At 62.3% G+C, this 18,985-nt stretch carries 19 protein-coding genes and 1 tRNA gene; 8 read left to right on the top strand and 12 right to left on the bottom strand.

Features of this window, described 5'->3' with window-relative positions; genetic code table 11:
* Nucleotides 1-50 precede the first annotated feature (50 nt).
* Together WDN02_RS05625 and WDN02_RS05630 are read right to left on the bottom strand one after the other, a co-directional pair.
* Nucleotides 51-809 carry a Shedu immune nuclease family protein gene (locus tag WDN02_RS05625; protein WP_337292556.1) on the bottom strand — a complete coding sequence of 253 codons (759 nt, stop codon included), beginning with the start codon at nucleotides 807-809 and terminating at the stop codon, nucleotides 51-53.
* Nucleotides 809-1,111 carry a hypothetical protein gene (locus WDN02_RS05630; RefSeq protein WP_337292557.1) on the bottom strand — a complete coding sequence of 101 codons (303 nt, stop codon included), beginning with the start codon at nucleotides 1,109-1,111 and terminating at the stop codon, nucleotides 809-811. The genes WDN02_RS05625 and WDN02_RS05630 overlap by 1 nt, the downstream gene beginning before the upstream one ends.
* 361 nt (nucleotides 1,112-1,472) lie before the next feature.
* Between WDN02_RS05630 and WDN02_RS05635 the strand changes: the two genes are divergently transcribed.
* The 5 genes from WDN02_RS05635 to WDN02_RS05655 all read left to right on the top strand — a co-directional run bounded on the left by WDN02_RS05635 (nucleotide 1,473) and on the right by WDN02_RS05655 (nucleotide 6,708).
* Nucleotides 1,473-2,576 carry a prolyl oligopeptidase family serine peptidase gene (locus WDN02_RS05635; RefSeq protein WP_337292558.1) on the top strand — a complete coding sequence of 368 codons (1,104 nt, stop codon included), beginning with the start codon at nucleotides 1,473-1,475 and terminating at the stop codon, nucleotides 2,574-2,576.
* Nucleotides 2,577-2,687: 111 nt separating this feature from the next.
* Nucleotides 2,688-3,665, top strand: coding sequence for a transaldolase (gene tal / locus WDN02_RS05640; protein ID WP_337292559.1), 978 nt, complete (start codon nucleotides 2,688-2,690; stop codon nucleotides 3,663-3,665).
* A 75-nt stretch (nucleotides 3,666-3,740) separates the two neighbouring features.
* Nucleotides 3,741-4,847: an ABC transporter substrate-binding protein gene (locus WDN02_RS05645; RefSeq protein WP_337292560.1), complete on the top strand. Its 1,107-nt coding sequence runs from the start codon at nucleotides 3,741-3,743 to the stop codon at nucleotides 4,845-4,847.
* Entirely contained in the window at nucleotides 4,844-5,914 is a 1,071-nt protein-coding gene (locus WDN02_RS05650) for an iron ABC transporter permease (RefSeq protein WP_337292561.1), read from the top strand. Before WDN02_RS05645 ends, WDN02_RS05650 begins: the two co-directional genes overlap by 4 nt.
* The gene (locus tag WDN02_RS05655) at nucleotides 5,911-6,708 is read left to right on the top strand and encodes an ABC transporter ATP-binding protein (protein ID WP_337292562.1); all 798 of its coding nucleotides are present in this window, start codon (nucleotides 5,911-5,913) and stop codon (nucleotides 6,706-6,708) included. The genes WDN02_RS05650 and WDN02_RS05655 overlap by 4 nt, the downstream gene beginning before the upstream one ends.
* Here WDN02_RS05655 and WDN02_RS05660 read toward each other — a convergent pair.
* Both WDN02_RS05660 and WDN02_RS05665 read right to left on the bottom strand, forming a co-directional pair.
* Nucleotides 6,705-6,956 (bottom strand): hypothetical protein, encoded by a 252-nt coding sequence (locus WDN02_RS05660; protein WP_337292563.1) that lies wholly within the window; start codon nucleotides 6,954-6,956, stop codon nucleotides 6,705-6,707. The two genes, WDN02_RS05655 and WDN02_RS05660, sit on opposite strands and share 4 nt — an antisense overlap.
* Nucleotide 6,957: 1 nt before the next feature.
* Nucleotides 6,958-7,992 carry an aspartate-semialdehyde dehydrogenase gene (locus WDN02_RS05665; RefSeq protein WP_337292564.1) on the bottom strand — a complete coding sequence of 345 codons (1,035 nt, stop codon included), beginning with the start codon at nucleotides 7,990-7,992 and terminating at the stop codon, nucleotides 6,958-6,960.
* A gap of 244 nt (nucleotides 7,993-8,236) precedes the next feature.
* Here WDN02_RS05665 and WDN02_RS05670 point away from each other — a divergent pair, with 244 nt between their 5' ends.
* A complete protein-coding gene (locus WDN02_RS05670) occupies nucleotides 8,237-9,064 on the top strand; it encodes a hypothetical protein (RefSeq protein ID WP_337292565.1) in 828 nt (275 codons plus the stop codon).
* Nucleotides 9,065-9,168: 104 nt separating this feature from the next.
* Entirely contained in the window at nucleotides 9,169-9,558 is a 390-nt protein-coding gene (locus WDN02_RS05675) for a hypothetical protein (protein WP_337292566.1), read from the top strand.
* Nucleotides 9,559-9,571: 13 nt separating this feature from the next.
* Here WDN02_RS05675 and WDN02_RS05680 read toward each other — a convergent pair whose 3' ends face one another.
* The 8 genes from WDN02_RS05680 to trxA all read right to left on the bottom strand — a co-directional run bounded on the left by WDN02_RS05680 (nucleotide 9,572) and on the right by trxA (nucleotide 18,633).
* A complete protein-coding gene (locus WDN02_RS05680; protein ID WP_337292567.1) occupies nucleotides 9,572-10,387 on the bottom strand; it encodes an exodeoxyribonuclease III in 816 nt (271 codons plus the stop codon).
* Nucleotides 10,388-10,679: 292 nt separating this feature from the next.
* Nucleotides 10,680-11,417, bottom strand: coding sequence for an outer-membrane lipoprotein carrier protein LolA (locus WDN02_RS05685; RefSeq protein ID WP_337292568.1), 738 nt, complete (start codon nucleotides 11,415-11,417; stop codon nucleotides 10,680-10,682).
* Nucleotides 11,418-11,718: 301 nt separating this feature from the next.
* On the bottom strand, nucleotides 11,719-14,286 hold the full coding sequence (locus tag WDN02_RS05690; RefSeq protein ID WP_337292569.1) for a DNA translocase FtsK 4TM domain-containing protein: 2,568 nt from the start codon (nucleotides 14,284-14,286) through the stop codon (nucleotides 11,719-11,721).
* 185 nt (nucleotides 14,287-14,471) lie between these two features.
* Entirely contained in the window at nucleotides 14,472-15,683 is a 1,212-nt protein-coding gene (locus WDN02_RS05695) for an ammonium transporter (protein ID WP_337294874.1), read from the bottom strand.
* 312 nt (nucleotides 15,684-15,995) lie between these two features.
* Complete coding sequence (locus WDN02_RS05700; protein WP_337292570.1) at nucleotides 15,996-16,334, bottom strand: P-II family nitrogen regulator; 339 nt, start codon at nucleotides 16,332-16,334, stop codon at nucleotides 15,996-15,998.
* 486 nt (nucleotides 16,335-16,820) lie between these two features.
* Nucleotides 16,821-17,033, bottom strand: a complete 213-nt coding sequence (locus WDN02_RS05705) for a Trm112 family protein (protein ID WP_337292571.1) — start codon at nucleotides 17,031-17,033, stop codon at nucleotides 16,821-16,823.
* Between the two features lie 11 nt (nucleotides 17,034-17,044).
* On the bottom strand, nucleotides 17,045-17,713 hold the full coding sequence (locus WDN02_RS05710; protein ID WP_337292572.1) for an LON peptidase substrate-binding domain-containing protein: 669 nt from the start codon (nucleotides 17,711-17,713) through the stop codon (nucleotides 17,045-17,047).
* 23 nt (nucleotides 17,714-17,736) lie between these two features.
* Nucleotides 17,737-18,633: a thioredoxin gene (gene trxA, locus WDN02_RS05715; RefSeq protein WP_337292573.1), complete on the bottom strand. Its 897-nt coding sequence runs from the start codon at nucleotides 18,631-18,633 to the stop codon at nucleotides 17,737-17,739.
* A gap of 180 nt (nucleotides 18,634-18,813) precedes the next feature.
* On the opposite strand from trxA, the gene WDN02_RS05720 reads away from it, so the two are divergent.
* A tRNA-Gly gene (locus WDN02_RS05720) sits at nucleotides 18,814-18,888 on the top strand.
* The last annotated feature ends 97 nt before the right edge of the window (nucleotides 18,889-18,985 follow it).

Consider the following 18,985-nt stretch of genomic DNA (forward strand, 5'->3'; position numbering starts at 1 on the left):
TCGCCAGCAAACTGGAATCGAATGTTATCATTCGTGGGGGAGCCGGAGCCTTAGTCTGACGAGACCTGATTGCTATCGACGATAAACCGCGCGCGATGCAGCAGCTCGTCGAAGGTTATAATTTCAGGTTGCCTAACATTACGCCGAAACAGTTCGAACGACCTGAACTTATCTTCATGCGTGCCGCGGTCTCCCTGAAATTGTCCCAAGTTGCCGATAACCAGATAGGAGCGTGGCTCGAATCCCCACAGCTCCTCCCCCGTCGGATAACCAAACGCGTCTTTTGGTTGAAACGGCTCAGCTAACGTCTTGACAGCGCCGCGAACAGTTTCTTGAATTTGCGCAACGCCGCCGACAAGCTCCGAGGACGGCGACCACACACCGGCACGGTATTTTTCGTCCACTAGCTCCGTATCGTGGCGCTTGATCTCGATAAAACATAGTGAGCTGACGGCGGCGCGGGTTTTCATAAGACCATCAGCCCGCTTTCCGTTGTTAGCCACGCTAAATCCACGGACGGTTTGCTCGAGCTTGCGTTCATGGAGCGAGTCCATAAAGATGTAGGAAAGTCCGTGGCCGAATATCCACGGGTTAGCCTCAAAGAAGGCTTGCCATACGGCTTCGGGATTCCGGCCAGCCATATGCGCAGCGAAGTATTCGTCATCAGCAAGTAAACGCTCGAAATGACCGAGCTGTTTCTTCCGGTAGCCGAGCGCCACTATGTCCCGCCCCGTGACCTCGTTCTCGGCGAGCTTAATTACCAAATCCAAATTGCCAGAAAGTAAGGCGTGCGCGTGATCCTTTTTCATCACGACAGTACGCAGCTCTGAGTCCGGTATATTGATTTTCTCCTCGCTTTCGAAATGAAAGTGACGATGTTAGCGAGGAAGGTCAGCAGGTTTTCGACTTCATCGCGTCGGAACGTAAAGTAGGTTTCGCCGACAGGAACGCCCTTCTCTGTGTTCCATTTTGTAAACGTGACGAGATTTAATTTACGTTCTGCGTCGATTTCGTAAAACTTTGCGACGATCTCCTGCCGGCCGCCATGCGTGACGCGAAGAACGACTTCGTCCTTCTCAACAGCCACTCGTCCTGACCAGTCCGAGTCCATGACCTTGCTCGCAATTCTCAAGCCGGCGGCTCACGTAGGTTTTTCCCACCTTTTTATTTTTATGGAATTCGTATTCGCCCGTCATGGACCTGTCCGTCTGTAGCTTCCAGGCTCCGCCCCGCATACCAAGCCAGCAAAAGAGATTCAGTACAATAATGTTGTTGCCACAGACCGTTTTTGGCGGTGTCGGCACAGAACCGTCCGTCTCATTCCTCCAATAGACCCATTGAGGTCTGCCTGCCTTTAGGCCGCGCGAGGCATGTGTCAGTCGAAGTATATGACGTTTTCGACCGTTTCAATTAACGTGCTGATCTGTGGGTGGATGGCCGGGACAGCCCGGCCATGACGTTCGAGGATTTGCATGAAGCGCGTTCGTCTAACGATATCGGCTCTCTTTCTCGTCTTCTCCGCACCCTCTCCCGCCTTCGCGCAAAATTACATCATCGAAGACATCCGCGTTCCGGACTCTGCGGCCGCCCCTCAAGGCCTTGAGGGCGTTTTTCTGCGCCCCGCCGGACACGGGCGCTATCCGCTCGCGCTCATCAGCCACGGCTCGCCGCGCGATCCGGCGGAGCGTCCGCAACTCGCGCCGCAGGGGATGCTGCCGCAGATGATGGAATTCGCGCAGCGCGGCTGGGCGACGGCGGCGGTCCTGCGGCGCGGCTATGGCCAATCGGGCGGCGGCTGGGCGGAAAGTTTCGGCCCCTGCGACAACGCGAATTACATCCGTGCCGGACGCGCCGGGGCCGACGATCTGCGCGCCGCTTTCGCCTATCTTTCGCGCCGTGCCGATGTCGATCCGCATCGGATGATCGCGGTCGGCGTTTCGGCCGGTGGCTTCGCGACCGTCGCGCTGACGGAAAATCCACCGCGTGGCCTTCTCGCCGCGATCAGCTTTGCCGGCGGCCGCGGCTCGGAAAACGCCGACACGGTTTGCGATGCGCCAGCCTTGATCGAAGCATTCCACACGTTCGGCTCCCGTTCCCGCGTGCCGCTGCTCTGGGTTTATGCCGCCAACGATCATTTTTTCGGCCCGCTGCTGGCGGACCAGTTCCGCCAGGCATTTGCCGGGGCAGGCGGCAATGTGGCCTTCGTCCATGCCTCGGCTTTCGGCTCGGACGGGCACCAATTGTTCTCGTCGTCCGGGCGGCAGATCTGGGCGCCGATTGTCGATAGCTTTCTGGCACGCCAGCATCTGCCCCGTGCCGATCCGCTATTGCCGCCCTACGCGTCGCCGCCGCTCGCGCCGCCGCGCCAGCTTTCCGTCAGCGGGCGCAAGGATTTCGCCGCCTATCTCGCGGCCTTCCCGCATAAGGCTTTTGCCGTCAGTGCCAACGGCGCCTATGGCTGGCGCACGGCCCGGCGCCGCGATGCCGAGGCGGAAAGCGGCGCGCTCCGGCTTTGCGGCGCCCACGCCTCGACCTGTCATGTTTATGCCGTGGACGACCGCGCTTCATCGCAGTAAGCGTGCGGAAACTTGCGGCGCCCGAAGCGTTTTCAAGCGAAGTGGTGCCGGTTCGCGTGAAGAAAACGCGTCTGGTAAAGATTGTTAGCTGCACGACCACCGGATAGAGCCATGCCATCCAAACTCGACCAGTTGAAGCAATGGACTGTCGTCACCGCCGACACCGGCGATATCGGCGCCATCGCGCAATATAAGCCGCAGGATTGCACGACCAATCCGTCGCTCATCCTCAAGGCGGCCGGAATGCCGGCCCATCAGGAGCTTGTCGAGGAGGCGGTGCTCTGGGGCCGCAGCCATGGCGCCACGACGAGCCGGATCACGCAGCGGCTGGCCGTTAATTTCGGCGCGGCGCTGACGAAGCTTGTGCCTGGCCGTGTCTCGACGGAAGTGGATGCCGATCTCTCATTCGACACCGAAGGCACGATCAATCAGGCGCGCGAGATCATCAGCGATTATCATCAGCGCGGCGTCGGCCGCGAGCGGGTGCTGATCAAGATTGCCGCGACATGGGAGGGCATTCAGGCTGCGGCCTTACTTCAGAAAGAGGGCATCGCCTGCAATCTGACGCTGATCTTCTCGCTGGCGCAGGCGGCGGCCGCAGCGGAAGCGGGTGTCGCGCTCATCTCGCCCTTCGTCGGGCGCATTCTCGACTGGCATGTGAAGAACAGCGGCCAGACCTATATGGCCGAGACGGACCCCGGCGTCCTCTCGGTCAGGCAGATCTACGCCTATTGCAAAGCCTATGGCGAAAACACGATTGTGATGGGTGCGTCGTTCCGCAATCAGGGTGAGATCGAGGCGCTGGCCGGCTGCGACAGCCTGACGATCGCCCCGGCGCTGCTGGACCAATTGGCGGCAGACCAAGGCACGCTGACGCGGCAGCTCTCGCCGGAGGCCAAGCTGCTCGCCCCGGCGCAGATGTACCTGGACGAGAAGAGTTTTCGCTTCATGCTCAATGAGGATGCGATGGCGACGGAGAAGCTCGCCGAAGGCATCCGTATCTTCTCGCGCGATCTGCAGGGGCTGCGCGAACTCGTCTCGGCGCGGCTCGCGCAATCGGCCGCCAGCGATGCCTTAGAACCACTCTAAATCATTGCTGTTGCGGAACTTTTAGGCGGCGGCTAGGACAGCGGCGGCCATTGTGCGCCGCAACCTCCCTTGCCCATGTCCTTGTCTTCCCTTATTCGCCGGATCGTTTTTGCGCTGCTGGCCAGCCTGTTGGTGATCGGCGCCGCGCGCGCCCGCGAGGTCACCGATATCGCCGGCCGGCATGTCGATGTGCCGGACAAGGTCACGCGCGTCGTGCTTGGCGAAGGCCGGCTCGTTTATGCGCTGGCGCTGCTCGACCGTGCTGATCCGTTCCGGCGCGTCGTCGGCTGGCAGAACGATTTCCGGCTGATGGACCCGCATACGTTTGCCTCCTTCGCCGCGAAATATCCCGAGGTCGGCAAAATTCCGCTCATCGGGCAGGCGTCGGAACAGAGCGTCAGCGCCGAGCGCATTCTGTCGCTCAGGCCCGATCTTGTGATCCTCAGCCTCGCAGGGCATGGGCTGACTGAACATAGCGAGGTTCCGGCACTGCTGGCGCAGGCCGGCATTCCGGTGATCTTCGTCGATTTCCGTGTCGATCCGCTGGCCAATACGCCGAAAAGCATCGCGCTTCTCGGCAAGGCGCTGGGGCGCGAGAAAGAGGCGGCGGACTATGTCGCGTTTTACGAGTCGCATCTGAAACGCGTCACCGATGCCGTCGCCGCGCTGCCTGCGACGGCACGCCCAAAAGTCTTCCTCGAACTTCTGGCGGGCGTTTGGCAGGCGCCGGGGCACACAACCGGCAAGGGCGGCGTTGCCGACATGATCGCGGCCGCAGGTGGGTACAATATCGCGGCCGGCATTGTGCCCGGCGCGCTTGGCGACATCAGCGTCGAGGCGGTGCTGCACGCCGACCCGGACATTTACATCGCGAGCGGCAATCGCGCGCCCGGACTCTTGCTTGGCGCGAATGTGACGGAGGCTGACGCAAAAGCGAGTTTCGCAAAACTTCTCGCCGATTCGCCGTTCAAGGATTTGCGCGCCATTCGCGCGCAGCGCGTGCTCGGAATCTGGCACGATTTCTACAATTCGCCCTACAACATCCTGCTCGTCGAAGCGCTGGCGAAAGCGATTCATCCGGAGCTGTTCGGCGCGCTCGATCCGACAGCGACGCTGCACGATCTCGACACACATTATCTCGATGCGCCACAGGCCGGCACCTATTGGGTGAGCGCGCCTTGAACGCGCCTGCGACGCTCGCGCCATCGGCCTTCGAGTCCGTCGCGGCGGATTATCGCCGGCTGTTGCTGCGGCGGCTATCGATCATCGGCCTGCTCGTCATCGCGCTTATTGCCGCCTTCGCCGTCGATGTCGCGTCGGGGCCGTCGGGCCTCAGTATCGGCACGCTGGTCGCGGGCATTTTCCATCCGTCGCATCTCGATCGCGTCACGGCGGCGATCATCTGGAACGTGCGCCTGCCCTATGCATTGATGGCACTGCTTGTCGGGGCGTCGCTGTCGCTCTGCGGCGCGGAGATGCAGGCGATCCTCGACAATCCTCTGGCAAGCCCGTTCACGCTCGGCGTATCGTCAGCCGCCGCGCTCGGCGCGTCACTCGCCATCGTCTTCGGCTTCGCGCTGCCGTGGCTGCCAGCGAACGCCGCCGTCACCGTCTGCGCCTTCATCTGCGCCTTCGCATCTGTCCTGCTGCTGCAATTCATGTCGCGGCTGCGCGGTGCGGGTGTCGAAACGCTGGTCCTGTTCGGTATCGCGCTGGTCTTCTCGTGCAATGCAATCGTCGCGCTGCTGCAACTCATCGCGACCGAGGATGTGTTGCAGCAATTGATCTTCTGGACGCTCGGCAGCGTCGCCCGCGCCGACTGGCAGAAGGTCGGCATCTTGGCTTTGATCCTCGCGTTGCTTGCGCCGTTTTCGTTCATGGCTGCACCGGCGCTGACGGCGTTGCGGCTCGGCGAGGATCGCGCGCGCAGTTTCGGCGTCGATGTGCGGCGGCTGCGCTTCCTGTCACTATTCCGGATCAGCCTTCTGTCGGCAACGGCGGTCGCCTTCGTCGGTACGATCGGCTTCATCGGCCTCGTCGGGCCGCATATCGCGCGCCTGCTTGTCGGCGAAGACCAGCGCTATCTGCTGCCTGCCAGCGCTCTCACCGGGGCGCTGCTGCTGTCGCTGTCGTCGATCGCCAGCAAGTTCATCATGCCGGGTGTCATCGTGCCGGTCGGCATCGTTACGGCGCTCGTCGGCGTGCCGATCTTCGTGCTGCTGGTCTTCAAACGCGGGCGGCGGCTGTGAGCGGGCTCGAGGCGTCGCACATCGCGATCGGATATGGCCACAAGCCGGTCATCCACGATCTCACGCTGCCGCCACTGGCGCGCGGCTCGATCACCGCGTTGATCGGCCCGAATGCCGCCGGCAAATCGACGCTGCTGCGCGGCCTCGCCGGGCTTGAGCCGATGCAAGGCACGTTGCATCTCGACGACGCCGACCTCGCCGCCACCTCACGCCGCGAACGCGCCAAACGCATCGCCTATATGCCGCAGGCGCTGCCGGCGGCGATTGCGCTGACCGTGCTCGAAGCCGTTGTCGGCGCCTTACGCGCCGCTGTTGCGAATGGCGATGCAGCGCATACGCAGGATCATCTGCGCCGCGCTTACGATGTGCTCGACAGTATCGGCATTGCCGATCTGGCGATGCGTTCGCTGACCGAGCTTTCCGGCGGCCAGCGGCAATTGGCGAGCCTCGCGCAGGCAATCGTCCGCGCGCCGGAAGTCCTGCTGCTTGATGAGCCGACGAGCGCGCTCGACCTGCGCTATCAGATGCGCGTCATGGATTGCACCAAGGCGCTGGCACGCGAGCGCAATATGATTGTCGTCGCGGTGCTGCACGACATCAGCCTTGCGGCGCGTTATGCGGATCAGGTCGCGGTGTTGAGCGCCGGGCGCCTCGTCGGCTTCGGCGCGCCGTCAGAGGCGATCACGAGCGACATGCTCGCGGAGATTTATGGCGTGCGTGCTCGCGTCGGGACGTGCGAATTGGGAACGCTGCAGATCATCGTCGATGGCGCGGATTTTACGGCGCGCGTCTAATTCATCATCGTGACGAAAGCGTCGATCACCTTGCCGTCGCGCACAAGGGCGATGCCGGCGCGACCGGCGAGATGTTTCCAGCTATCGGCCGGGCTTGCAAAACGTACGAGCTGATCGCCCGGCTGCATTTCGGCTTTCAGACGTTCCCAATCCGCGTGAACGCCGGACTGTGGCGTGCCGTAATCCAGGTCGAGTTGCTCGACGCTCACCGGCGTATCGAGCCACTCGGCCGGAACGGCGTCACCCATGTCACGCCGCCTGCTTCTTCGGCGTGATCAGCTTGCGGTTGATGAGAAGCTCCGCGATTTGCACGGCGTTGAGCGCCGCGCCCTTGCGCAGATTGTCGGCGACGCACCAGAAGGACAGGCCGTTTTCGACGGTCGCGTCCTCACGGATGCGCGAGACAAAGGTCGCGTCCTCGCCCGCCGCTTCATGCGGAGTGATATAGCCGCCGGGTTCGTGCTTATCGATGACGAGCACGCCTGGCGCCTCGCGCAAGATGTTGCGCGCCTCGTCGGCACTGATTGGCCTTTCAAATTCGACATTCACCGCTTCGGCATGGCCGATGAAGACCGGCACGCGCACGCAGGTGGCGGTGAGCTTAATCTTGGGGTCCAGGATCTTCTTCGTTTCCGCCATCATCTTCCACTCTTCCTTGGTGTAGCCGTCCTCCATGAAGTCGTCGATCTGCGGAATGATGTTGAAGGCGATGCGCTTTGGGAAGTTGCCGGTCTCGACCGCCTCAGAGACGAAGATCGAGCGGGTCTGGGCGAAAAGCTCGTCCATCGCCGACTTGCCAGCGCCGGAGACGGATTGATAGGTCGCGACGACGACACGGGTGATCTTCGCTGCGTCGTGCAGCGGCTTCAGCGCGACGACGAGTTGCGCGGTCGAGCAATTCGGATTGGCGATGATGTTCTTCTTGGCAAAGCCCGCGACGGCGCTGGCATTCACTTCCGGCACGATCAACGGCACATCCGGGTCCATGCGCCAGGCGGAGGAATTGTCGATCACGACCGCGCCCTTGCGGGCGATCTTCGGCGACCATTCCTTGGAGACGGTGCCGCCGGCCGACATCAGGCAGATGTCGGTGCCGGTGAAATCGTAATTTTCGAGCGCTTTGCAGACGAGCGTCTTGTCGCCGAAGGACACATCCGTGCCGATCGAGCTCGACGAGGCGAGCGCGACCACTTCATCGGCGGGAAACCGCCGCTCGGCGAGGATATCGAGCATCTCGCGCCCGACATTGCCGGTGGCGCCGACGACGGCGACCTTGAAACCCATTTTATTCTCCTTCGCGGAGGCCCGAAAATTCCGCAGCGCCGCCCATACCAAAAATCGGACGGAAAATCACGCCCGCATGCATCGATGTTTGGAACATGTTCTCATCGGGAAAAGTCGCACAACTGTTCCGGCACATGCTCCGTAAAGCCTCTGTTGACCCTATCGACAAATGACCGCGCCGCAGTAACCGGCGGCAAGTGCCGTGATGCGAGAATCCTCCTGCCTCATCGAAGGCGGGGAATTCATGCGCGCCACATTCGACGATATAAGACCGACAAGGCTGATCGAACAGCCACGGCGGCGTCTGCGGCGCAAACGCGGCGTTTCGCCGGGGTCGGCGGCGGTCGTCGCGATCCTCTTCGCGGCCGGGCTGGTTCTACTCTCCGGCCGCGATCCGCAGCCGAGCGCTCCCGCCCCAATCGCCGCCGCGCCGCTGCCGGACTGGAACGAGATCGGCGATCCGCTGCAACTTTTCGATCTTTCGGCGCCGGAGCTTGCCCGCCTGCCGCACGTCTACGCTGCGCGGCGGCACCGTCTCGGTGGGCGGCAGGATGTTCTGACTTTCGGCCAGCTCGACGGTCGCAGCCAATTCTTCCGCCTCATGCTTTATCGTCTCGGCCAGGAAAAGCCGGAGGATGCGTCGCTTTTCGTCGATCTGGTCCGGCTCGCGGCAAATGGCGATGTGTCGATCGTCCGGAGCAGCAATCCGGCGATTTTACCGACTCGCTTCGGCCCGCTTGAAACGGCGGACGTCGATCTCGTCGCAAATGCGGACCCGGTGCCTTGCCTTGGCTTTCGCGGCGCCGGACTGGAGGGCAATTTCCGGCTCAGCGGCTTTGCCTGCGGGACTCGGACGCGGCCGATCTCGCGGCCGGCGCTTGGCTGTCTGATCGACAGGCTGGAGCTCGACGGCGGCGGGGATGATTCGGCCTTGGCCGATTATTTTGCCGAAACCGAATTGCGTCGCGACCCGAGTTGCACGGGAACGGCGCTCGGCCCCAACCGCATTTCGGCCGATTGGATCGATGAAAATGATGCACCGCCGCCACTCCGCCTCCGAAAAATGCGTTGAACGGCATTTTGAATGGGCGCCACGCGGTTTGGCATTCGCGCCGAACCAAAACAGGGCTAAGTAATTGTCGAGATAGCGTCGCAATGTGCGGCGGGCGGAAGGGAATGGGTATGCGTCCGAACCTGGTGTCTTTACTGGCTCTGACCGCCTCCGGCGCTGTTGCACTGGCCGGGATGTCGGAGGCGTTCGCGTCGCCGAAACACCACCATCACTACGCGCATTACGTGCATCATTATGCGCCGGCGTATGTCTATTCGAGCGCCGAGCCGCCGCTGACGGTCAACAAGCGCAGCTGGCTTGATCCGGGCAATGTCGTCTCGCAGGGGTCTGAGGAAAATTACGTTACGGCGGGCACGGGCTTCAACCAGACGCCGGACGAAGCCTATTTCCCCTCGCGCTTCGAGGAAGACAATCTCCCACAACCGCTCTACCCGACCGGCCGGCCGAAGCCATTGGTGGATTTCTGGACGCCGTCCTATCCGCCTAATCCATAAACGCTTTTCGGGATCAGGCGTCGAAATCGAAATGCGCCAGGACGGGGACATGGTCGGATGGCCGTTCCCAGGCGCGGCTTTCGCGCAAGACTTTCATGCCGCGTAGGTTCGGGGCCAAAGCCGCGCTTGTCCAGATGTGGTCGAGTCGGCGGCCTTTATTCGCCTTGGCCCAATCGGGCGAGCGATAGCTCCACCACGTATAAAGTTTTTCCTCGGCGGGGACGTAGCGGCGCAGCGCATCGACCCACGGCCCCGCGGCGAAAACAGCCCCCAGCTTTTCGACTTCGACCGGCGTATGGCTCACGACTTTGAGCAACGCCTTATGATTCCAGACATCGGTTTCGAGCGGTGCCACGTTGAGGTCGCCGACCATGATGGCATCACCGCCCGCAACGCGGTCCGCGCGGATCCAGCTAGCCATCTCGTCGAGGAAGGCGAGCTTGTGCGCGAATTTCGGATTGATGTCGGGGTCGGGCTCGTCGCCGCCGGCCGGCACGTAGAAATTATGCAGCGTAAAGGCCCGGAGGTTTGTCGGCGCAACGGTCACGCTGATATGGCGCGCATCGCCCTTATCGCAAAACGGCCGCCGATCGACGATGCCGAACGGTGTTTTCGAGACGATGGCGACGCCGTGGTAGCCCTTTTGGCCGTTTAGCGCGATGTGCTCGTAGCCAAACTTGCGGAACGCGGCGGCGGGAAATTCGGCATCCCGGCACTTCGTTTCCTGCAGGCAAAGAACGTCCGGCGCATGGTCCGACAGGAATTTGCCGACGAGATCGATACGCAAACGAACGGAATTGATATTCCAGGTGGCGACGGTAAACGGCAATTTTGATCCGGGAAATCTGAAGCTATCGTTGTTGAGCACGCGGTACGCTGGGCGGCAAGGAAAGCCTCGCCGCAATCACAGGATTTTGCCGCGGGTGCGTGCGGCGCATAAAAATAGGGCGCCCGATCGAGATCGGACGCCCCGTGGAGCGACACTACACCGGGAGGGGGTCCGGCGCAGCCGGCGAGACAGAACGGGGGGAATTCGTCAAGCCAACCGTATCACTCTCCGAAAAGTGAGATAGGTCTGCGCAAATCGGACTGCAAGTCCGGCCGCAAATTATTGCGAAACGTTAATTGCTCCGATTCAGGAGCCGACTGTTTGAACTGTCGAGGCGGCTGGACTTGATCTGGAAAACGGAAGGGTCGGGCGGCGTTGAACGATCCACGTTGAAGAGCGAAACCAGCGTTTCGTTACCTTGCGGATCGGTGACTTCCCATTGTTTGAGCTGGAAAGACGCTGGGTCGAACATCAGCTTGATGCGCGATGTGCCACCAAAGGTTTCCTGATCGACGACCGTGATCGTGACATTATCCGGATCACTGATGACATCGGTCACAGCGAGGTCGCGCAAAAGATCGATCCGATCCTTGAGCAGGAATTTCAACGGTGTCTGCCAGACGAAATAGAAATCCTGCGTGGCGAGCTTGCGATCGATCACCGCGACCGTCATGCCGTCGGCGACGATGTCGAGCGTTGCGGGCTCGGCATATTCAAAGCGCATTTTGCCGGGCTTCTGGATGTAGACTTTACCTTCCGAGCGCCGGTCTCCGCTGATCTGCACGAAATCGCCGATCATCGACCGCGTCGAATTGAAATAATCGTCGGCCTTCTGAATCGCGACATGCGGATCCATGGGCTTAAAGGGCGGGGTCGCGGCCGGCGGCGGCGCGCTGTTTTGCGAGACTGGTGGCGGCGTCGCCGCTGCCGTGGCGGCTTCGGCGAAGGTCATCGTGGCGAAGGTTGCAAAGGCCATTGCGCTGCCAAGAAAGAGACCTGAAACGCCCGCGCGAACGAAATTCAGTCGCATCGGGCCGATCCGAAAACTGCATCGCTGGCGATCTATCGCAACAGCGAGATCGCAAGGCACTTTTAGGCCCGATGCATTGGTCATCGACATCAATTTCGCCTTTCGCGCCGGCTGATTCGGTCCCGAGGGATTTATAACACGGACTCGTTGCCGTCTGCGCTCGCTCTCGGCGCCCAATCCGGTCATGCCGTGGTTCGGCGAGCGGTAATCTTGCGATGTGGCGGCAATAGGACAGCGCCGCGACATCATGAAAGCTGGGTATCTTCTGCTCGAAAAGTCAGAAACTTTTCTTGGGCATGCCCTAATAATCGCCAGCCGGTTCAAAGGCGCCGCGGTCGATGCCGCCGCCGACGAGGATGGTGCGTTTGCCCGAGTGGTTCGGGGCGCTGACGACGCCTTCCTTCTCCATCCGTTCGACCAGCGAGGCAGCTTTATTGTAGCCGACGGACAGGCGGCGCTGCACATAGCTCGTCGAGCATTTCTTGTCGCGCAGGACGATCGCGACGGCGCGGTCATAGAGATCGCCGCCCTCCTCGCCTTCTGCGCCGGTCGGGAAGCCATCGCCGCCATCGCCCTCCGGCTCGTCTTCGACGGTGATCGCCTCGAGATATTCCGGTGCGCCCTGGTTTTTCAAATGCGCCACGACTTTCTCCACTTCGCCGTCGGAGACGAACGGGCCGTGGACGCGATTGATACGGCCGCCGCCGGCCATATAGAGCATGTCGCCCTGGCCGAGGAGTTGCTCGGCGCCCTGCTCGCCCAGAATCGTGCGGCTGTCGATCTTCGACGTCACCTGGAAGGAGATGCGGGTTGGGAAATTGGCCTTGATCGTGCCGGTGATGACGTCAACCGACGGACGCTGCGTCGCCATGATGAGATGAATACCGGCGGCGCGCGCCATCTGGGCGAGACGCTGGATCGCGCCTTCGATATCCTTGCCGGCGACCATCATCAGGTCGGCCATCTCGTCGACGATGATGACGATATACGGCAACGGCGATAGGTCCATCTCTTCCTGTTCGTAGACGGCCTCGCCGGTCTCACGGTCGAAGCCGGTCTGCACCGTGCGCGTCACGATCTGGCCCTTGGCTGCCGCTTCGCTGACTTTGGTGTTGAAGCCGTCGATATTGCGGACGCCGAGCTTCGACATTTTCTTGTAGCGCTCTTCCATCTCGCGCACCGCCCATTTGAGCGCGACGACCGCCTTCTTCGGATCGGTGACGACCGGCGTCAGCAGATGCGGGATGCCGTCATAGACGGAGAGCTCCAGCATTTTCGGATCGACCATGATGAGCCGGCACTGATCCGGCCGCAGGCGATAAAGCAGCGACAGGATCATCGTATTGATCGCCACCGATTTGCCGGAACCCGTGGTGCCCGCGACGAGGAGATGCGGCATGCGGGCCAGATCGACGATGATCGGTTCGCCGCCGATCGTCTTGCCGAGCGCGATGGCGAGGCTCTGCTTGTTCTTTTCGAAATCCTGCGAGGCCAGCAATTCGCGCAGATAGACCGTCTCGCGGCGCTGGTTCGGCAATTCGATGCCGATCGCATTACGGCCGGAGACGACGGCGACGCGGGCGGAGACGGCCGACATGGAGCGGGCAATATCGTCGGCGAGACCAATGACGCGGGCGGATTTGATGCCAGGAGCAGGTTCGAGCTCGTAGAGCGTGACGACCGGCCCGGGGCGCACATTGATGATCTCGCCCTTGACGCCGAAATCGTCGAGCACGCCTTCAAGCAGGCGGGCATTTTGTTGCAAGGCGTCTTCCGAGACGCGATTGACCGCGGCCTTCTTCGGCTCGCTCAGCATGAGCAACGCCGGCAGCTGGTATTTGGCCCTGCTCAGCCGCTCGAGCATCGAGGGCTGGATTTCGCGCTGCAGACGTTGCCCGCTTTTGAGGTTTGCCGTGCCCGGCGTCACCCGGCTGCGGCCGGCGAGCGGCTGCGGCAGACCGTCCGCCTCGGCCTCGGCGGCCTGACGCGCGGCGCGTGCCGCCGGCGGTGCATAGGCCGACGGTTCAAAGCCGAGATCGAAGGCGGGGTCTTCACGCAGATGGCGTTGGTCAAGCGAGGGGCCGACACGCCGGGCCGCATCCTGCCAGGGCGCCAAACTCGTGCGTGGCTCACGCCGTCTGGCCAAGGCCCGGCCCAGGCTCGATTTCGCCGAGAGCAGCGCGTGAATCAGGCCGCCGACGACGACGAGCGCGATACCCGGCTCGCCCGCGCGGTCCTCTTCCTCCGCAACCCGACGCCTGACCGGTGCGGGTTCGTCATCTTCCTCGTCGTCGAAATATGTTTCGGGTTTCGGCTTTCCAACAGCGGCGGCGAGCGAGAGGATCGCAACAGCGGCGAAGACGATTGCCAGAATGAGCATCACGGCGCCGTGGCCGCCGAAAATATGCTTCGGAATGAACAGCAAGGCATCGCCAAGTACGCCGCCAAGGCCGGTTGGCAGCGGCCAGCGGCTGGTGACGGGCAGGACGGCGGCGAAGCCCGTGGCGGCGACGCTGCCGATGAACCAATAGAGCAGGCGCCAGGCGGGCCGGTCGAGCCGCCGTGTGCGCAGGAGCCGCCAGCCCCAGATGGCGAGCGGCGCCAGCAGCGCGAGGGCGGCGAGGCCGAGCATCTGCATGAACAGATCGGCGGTGATCGCGCCAGGTGCGCCGAGCACGTTGTGGATGGGCGCGTCGGTGGCGTGGTTCAGGCTCGGGTCGCGCACCGACCAGGTGAGGAGCGCGAGGGCCATGGCCGCTGTCCCGGCCATCAGCGTCGCGCCGATCATTTCGGCGGCACGGCGCGCAGCGAACAGGCGCAGCGGATCCGGAATGTGGTCCAAGGCCGAGAAACTGGTCGTCGTACGCATCGAATACACTGGCCCCGGTCGAACGCGGGGGCTCGTGCCAAGCCGCGCACGGCGCCCGCACGGAGAGCCTAAAGAGACGTGGTTAAGGCTGGTTTAAGCCGCGCGCCGCCGCGCAGAGGGAACAATAAAAAAGGGGCTCCCCAAAGGGAGCCCCAAGTTTTTTCCAGCGGGGAGGAGCCGGATGTTTACTGAACAACCTCGCCATGCAGAGCAAGATCGAGACCATCGCGTTCGACTTCGGGGCTGACCCGCAACCCGATCGTGATCTTGATCAGGAAGAGGATGATTGCCGTGACAATCACGTCGTATGCAATGACGACGCCAACACCGATCAACTGGTTCACCACCTGGCTGGCATTGCCTTCGATCAGGCCCGGCGTGCCGCCGTACTGATTGATGGCAAAGACGCCGGTCAGAATGGCGCCGAGCGCGCCGCCGCAGGCATGGACGCCGAAGCAGTCGAGCGCGTCGTCGTAGCCGATCCAGCCCTTCACGAAGGTCACCGTGAAGTAGCAGAAGAAGGCCACGGCGATGCCGATCCAGATCGAACCCGCCGGGCCGACGAAGCCCGAAGCCGGCGTGATCGCGACGAGACCGGCGACGGCACCCGAGCAGATGCCGACGATGGTCGGTTTGCCGCGATGCGCCCATTCGATCAACATCCAGGTCAGGCCCGCAACCGCGGTCGCGATCTGCGTCACCGTCATGGCCATACCGGCGACGACACCGGCAGAGACAGCCGAACCGGCGTTGAAGCCGAACCAGCCAACCCACAGCAACGAGGCGCCGATGAAGGTCAGGACGACATTGTGCGCCGGGCCGGTGTCATGCCGTTTGCCGAGGAACAGAGCCGTCACGAGACCGGCAACGCCGGAGTTGATGTGAACGACGGTGCCGCCGGCGTAGTCGAGCACGTGGACCCAGGCCTTCGGATTGCCGTTCGACAGCAAGCCATCCGGACCCCAGACCCAATGCGCGATCGGCGCGTAGACGAAGATCGCCCACAACGTCATGAAGATCAGCATAGCTGAGAACTTCATGCGCTCCGCGAACGCACCGGCGATCAGGGCCGGGGTGATGATCGCGAAGGTCATCTGGAACGCCATATAGACCGTTTCCGGAATCGTCGGCGCCAGCGGGTTCGGGTTGCCTGTGTTGTTCGAGACGTCGCTCAAAATTCCTTGCAGGAAAGCGCGACTCGTTCCGCCGATAAACGGCCCTCCGGGCGTAAACGCCAGACTGTAAGTGATGACCGCGAAGATGATCGTGATCAAGCACGTGATGGCAAAGCTGGTCATCACCGTGTCGACGACGTTCTTCTTGCGGACCATGCCGCCGTAGAAGAGGCCGAGGCCAGGCACGGTCATCATCAGCACGAGCGCCATGGAGGTGAGCATCCAGGCCGTGTCGCCATTGTTCGGCGTACAGACGGTCAGGTGATTGGCGTCGCAAGCAGGCGGCGGCGGCGGGGTCGCCGGCGCGGGAGCCGCAGGCTTCGGAGCCGCGGCGGCGGGGGCTGCGGCCGGCGCGGGTGTTTGCGCGCGGGCACTGTCAAAGGCAGCCAGATTTACGGAAAAGAGGATGCCTAGAACCAAACCTGCAAGCGCCAGCCGTGACGGCTTTCTGCACGCTTCCCAAGCCGAGGTAAGGCCCGCCCCCAGTGACGGAATCAACTTCATCTCGTTACTCCTGCTAATCTCGGTTGAGCATTAAATGGCATCGGCGCCCTTTTCGCCGGTCCGGATACGCACGACTTCGTCGAGCGGACTGACGAAGATCTTCCCGTCGCCAATTTCGCCGGTTCGTGCCGCTGACGTGATCGCCGCGATCGTCCGATCGACGAGCTCGGCGCTGATCGCGACTTCGACTTTCAGCTTGGGAAGAAAATTCACGGCGTATTCGGCGCCACGGTAAATTTCCGTGTGGCCCTTTTGGCGCCCATAGCCCTTGACCTCGCTCACGGTCATGCCGTGCACGCCGAGCGTTGTGAGCGCGTCTCTTACCTCGTCGAGCTTGAACGGTTTGATGATTGCCGTCACAATTTTCATTTTACCCTCCAGTGAGCGCAGCTCCGGTCCCTTACGTATCAGTCAGCAGGCTGATGCTGTTTATCTACCGCGCCACGACACGGGTGTGTCGCACCGGCGGCTGCGAAAGACTCGCTTTGTTCCTGCTGACCGATACGCGAGAATGACGCACCGGATCGCTGCCATCGCGACCATGCCCCCCTTACTCATCACGCGGAGTGGGCGTAGACGGCCATGGTCAAGACGGCGGAAAGCAAGGCATGGGCCAGCTCGGCGAAAATCGGACGGGACCAAGAAGATTCGTTGGCCGGCACGCGTTCTGGTCGGACTTTGCAAGGCCTGAAGGACCGAACGGCGGATGATTAAGGAATGTGGCCGGATCCGGCAGATTTTCCGGCGGCAAGACGTCGGACGTCGAGAAGACGCGGTTAAGCCCACGTTTCTTGACTTAAAAACAGGCAGACGGAGAAAAAATTGGGCGGGCCGACGGCTTGGCCGCGAAGCCGGCTATTCGGTCTCGATCGGCCGGGCTTCTTCCGGCAGCATGATCGGAATGCCGTCGCGGATCGGGTAGGCGAGCTTCGCCGCGCGGGAGATCAGTTCCTGCTTCTGCACATCGTATTCGAGCGTCGTCTTGGTCAGCGGGCAGACGAGAATTTCGAGCAGCCGCGGGTCGATCCGGGTTTTCTGCGTCGTCGTGTCGGGAGTCGGCTCGCTCATGGCTACGTCCTTCATTGCAACGGCGTGGCATCGCGGCGGCCGCGGGCGAGTTCGAACTCGGTGATCGCGACCAGAACCTCGGCGCGAATTTTGAGGCTCGGGGCTTCGAGCAGGGCCTGCTTTTCGCGCGGGCCATAAGGGCTCATCATCGAAAGCGCGTTGACGAGCGCTTCGTTCGGCGCCTCGCGGACGCTCTGCCAATCGACGGGTACGTCATTGGCTTCCGCGAATTCCCGCAAGGTCCGCAACACGCTTTCGCGATCGACTGCATCTTCGCCCTGGCGCGGGGTGAAATCGCTATCGAAAGGCGCGAAATCGACCCGGCATTGCCGATACGGTGTGACCGTCGCGATCTCTTCCAGGATGCGAAAGCGGGCGATGCCGGTGAGCGTGATGAGGTAGCGCCCGTCACCCGTTTCAGCAAATTGCGTGAGACGGCCGGCGCAACCGACGGCTTGCAGCGCGGGACTCTTTTCCGCGTCCTCCACTTCGCTCTCCGGCTGGATCAGGCCGATGACGCGATGGCCCTTGATCACATCCTCGATCATCGCGAGATAGCGCGGCTCGAAAATATTGAGTGGCAATTCCCCGCGCGGCAGCAGCAAGGCGCCCGACAGCGGGAAGATGGGGATGACCTTCGGCAGATCGTCAGATCCGTCATAAGATTTATTGATGTTCATGCCTCAAGCCTCGCTTCGACGGCTCAGGAAAATAAGAGCGTCGACAACTTCCGCCGCGCGGCGACGGTCGCCGCATCCATGTTGCCCCAAGCCTCGAAGAATTGCAGCAATTGCTTCCGCGCGGCCGCGTCATTCCAATCGCGGTCGCGTTTGATGATCGTGAGCAGAGCGTCCGCCGCCTCATCGCGCCGGCTTTGCGCATTGAGCGCAACCGCGAGGTCGAAACGCGCTTGCGGGTCGTTGGGTTCGGCCGCCACGCGACGCTCAAGTTCGCCGATTTCGCCAAGCCCAGCGGCTTGCGTGGCGTTCTCGACCGCAGCCCGCGCCGCCGCGACCGCGGGATCCTGCGCCGCTGTTTCTGGAACTTGCGCCAGGAGCTTTTTGGCGCCTTCGAGTTCGCCGATCGCGACATTGGTCTTGATCAGGCCAGCCAGCGCGGCGAGATCGCCAGAATCCTTCTCATAAAGCTCGCGGAAGATTTCCAGTGCAGCGAGCGATTCGCCGGCGGCGAGAGCCGCCTCCGCCATCGCATGAAGGTCTTCCTCCTCCGGCAGCGGTCCGGCGAGACGCTCGATGAAGCCGCGAACCTGGCTCTCCGGCAATGCGCCCATGAAACCGTCGACCGGCTGGCCGCGCTGGAACGCAATGACGGCCGGGATCGAGCGGATACCAAGCTGGCCGGCGATCTGCGGATGCTCGTCGATGTTCATCGTCACGAGCTTCACTTTGCCCTGCGCCGCCTGCACCGCCTTTTCGAGAATGGGGGTGAGCTGTTTGCAGGGTTCGCACCAGGGCGCCCAGAAATCGACGAGGACCGGGCGGTGGCCGGATTCGGTCAGAACGTCGGTCGCGAAGGTTGCCGTCGTGGTCGCGATGGCCGCGCCCGGCGATGGCTCCGTCTGTCCCAACAATTCCGCCATCTGCCGCTCTCCTGTATTCGCCGGTCCCGCTTCTCGCATAGATGAGCCGCGGTCAAGCCTTTCGCAACCGGGCGGTTAAGGCGGCACGCGTGGCGGCGAAAATTTTATGACGCGGGCTTGATTGCAATGGTCGAAGGTTTGCGGCATATAGCCGGGACGCTGGGCTTGCCCGGCATGGATGCGGGTGTAGCTCAGGGGTAGAGCACAACCTTGCCAAGGTTGGGGTCGAGGGTTCGAATCCCTTCGCCCGCTCCAAACATATTTCGTAAAATCAAAGCGATAAGGCGACCCTTCGGGGTCCGAACGCCGTCTCAAGGTAATGGGCGCCGACAAGGCTTTCCCGGGCGTCGCC

Origin of the sequence: Methylovirgula sp. (genome assembly GCF_037200945.1) — a bacterium.
Taxonomy (GTDB): Bacteria; Pseudomonadota; Alphaproteobacteria; order Rhizobiales; family Beijerinckiaceae; genus Methylovirgula.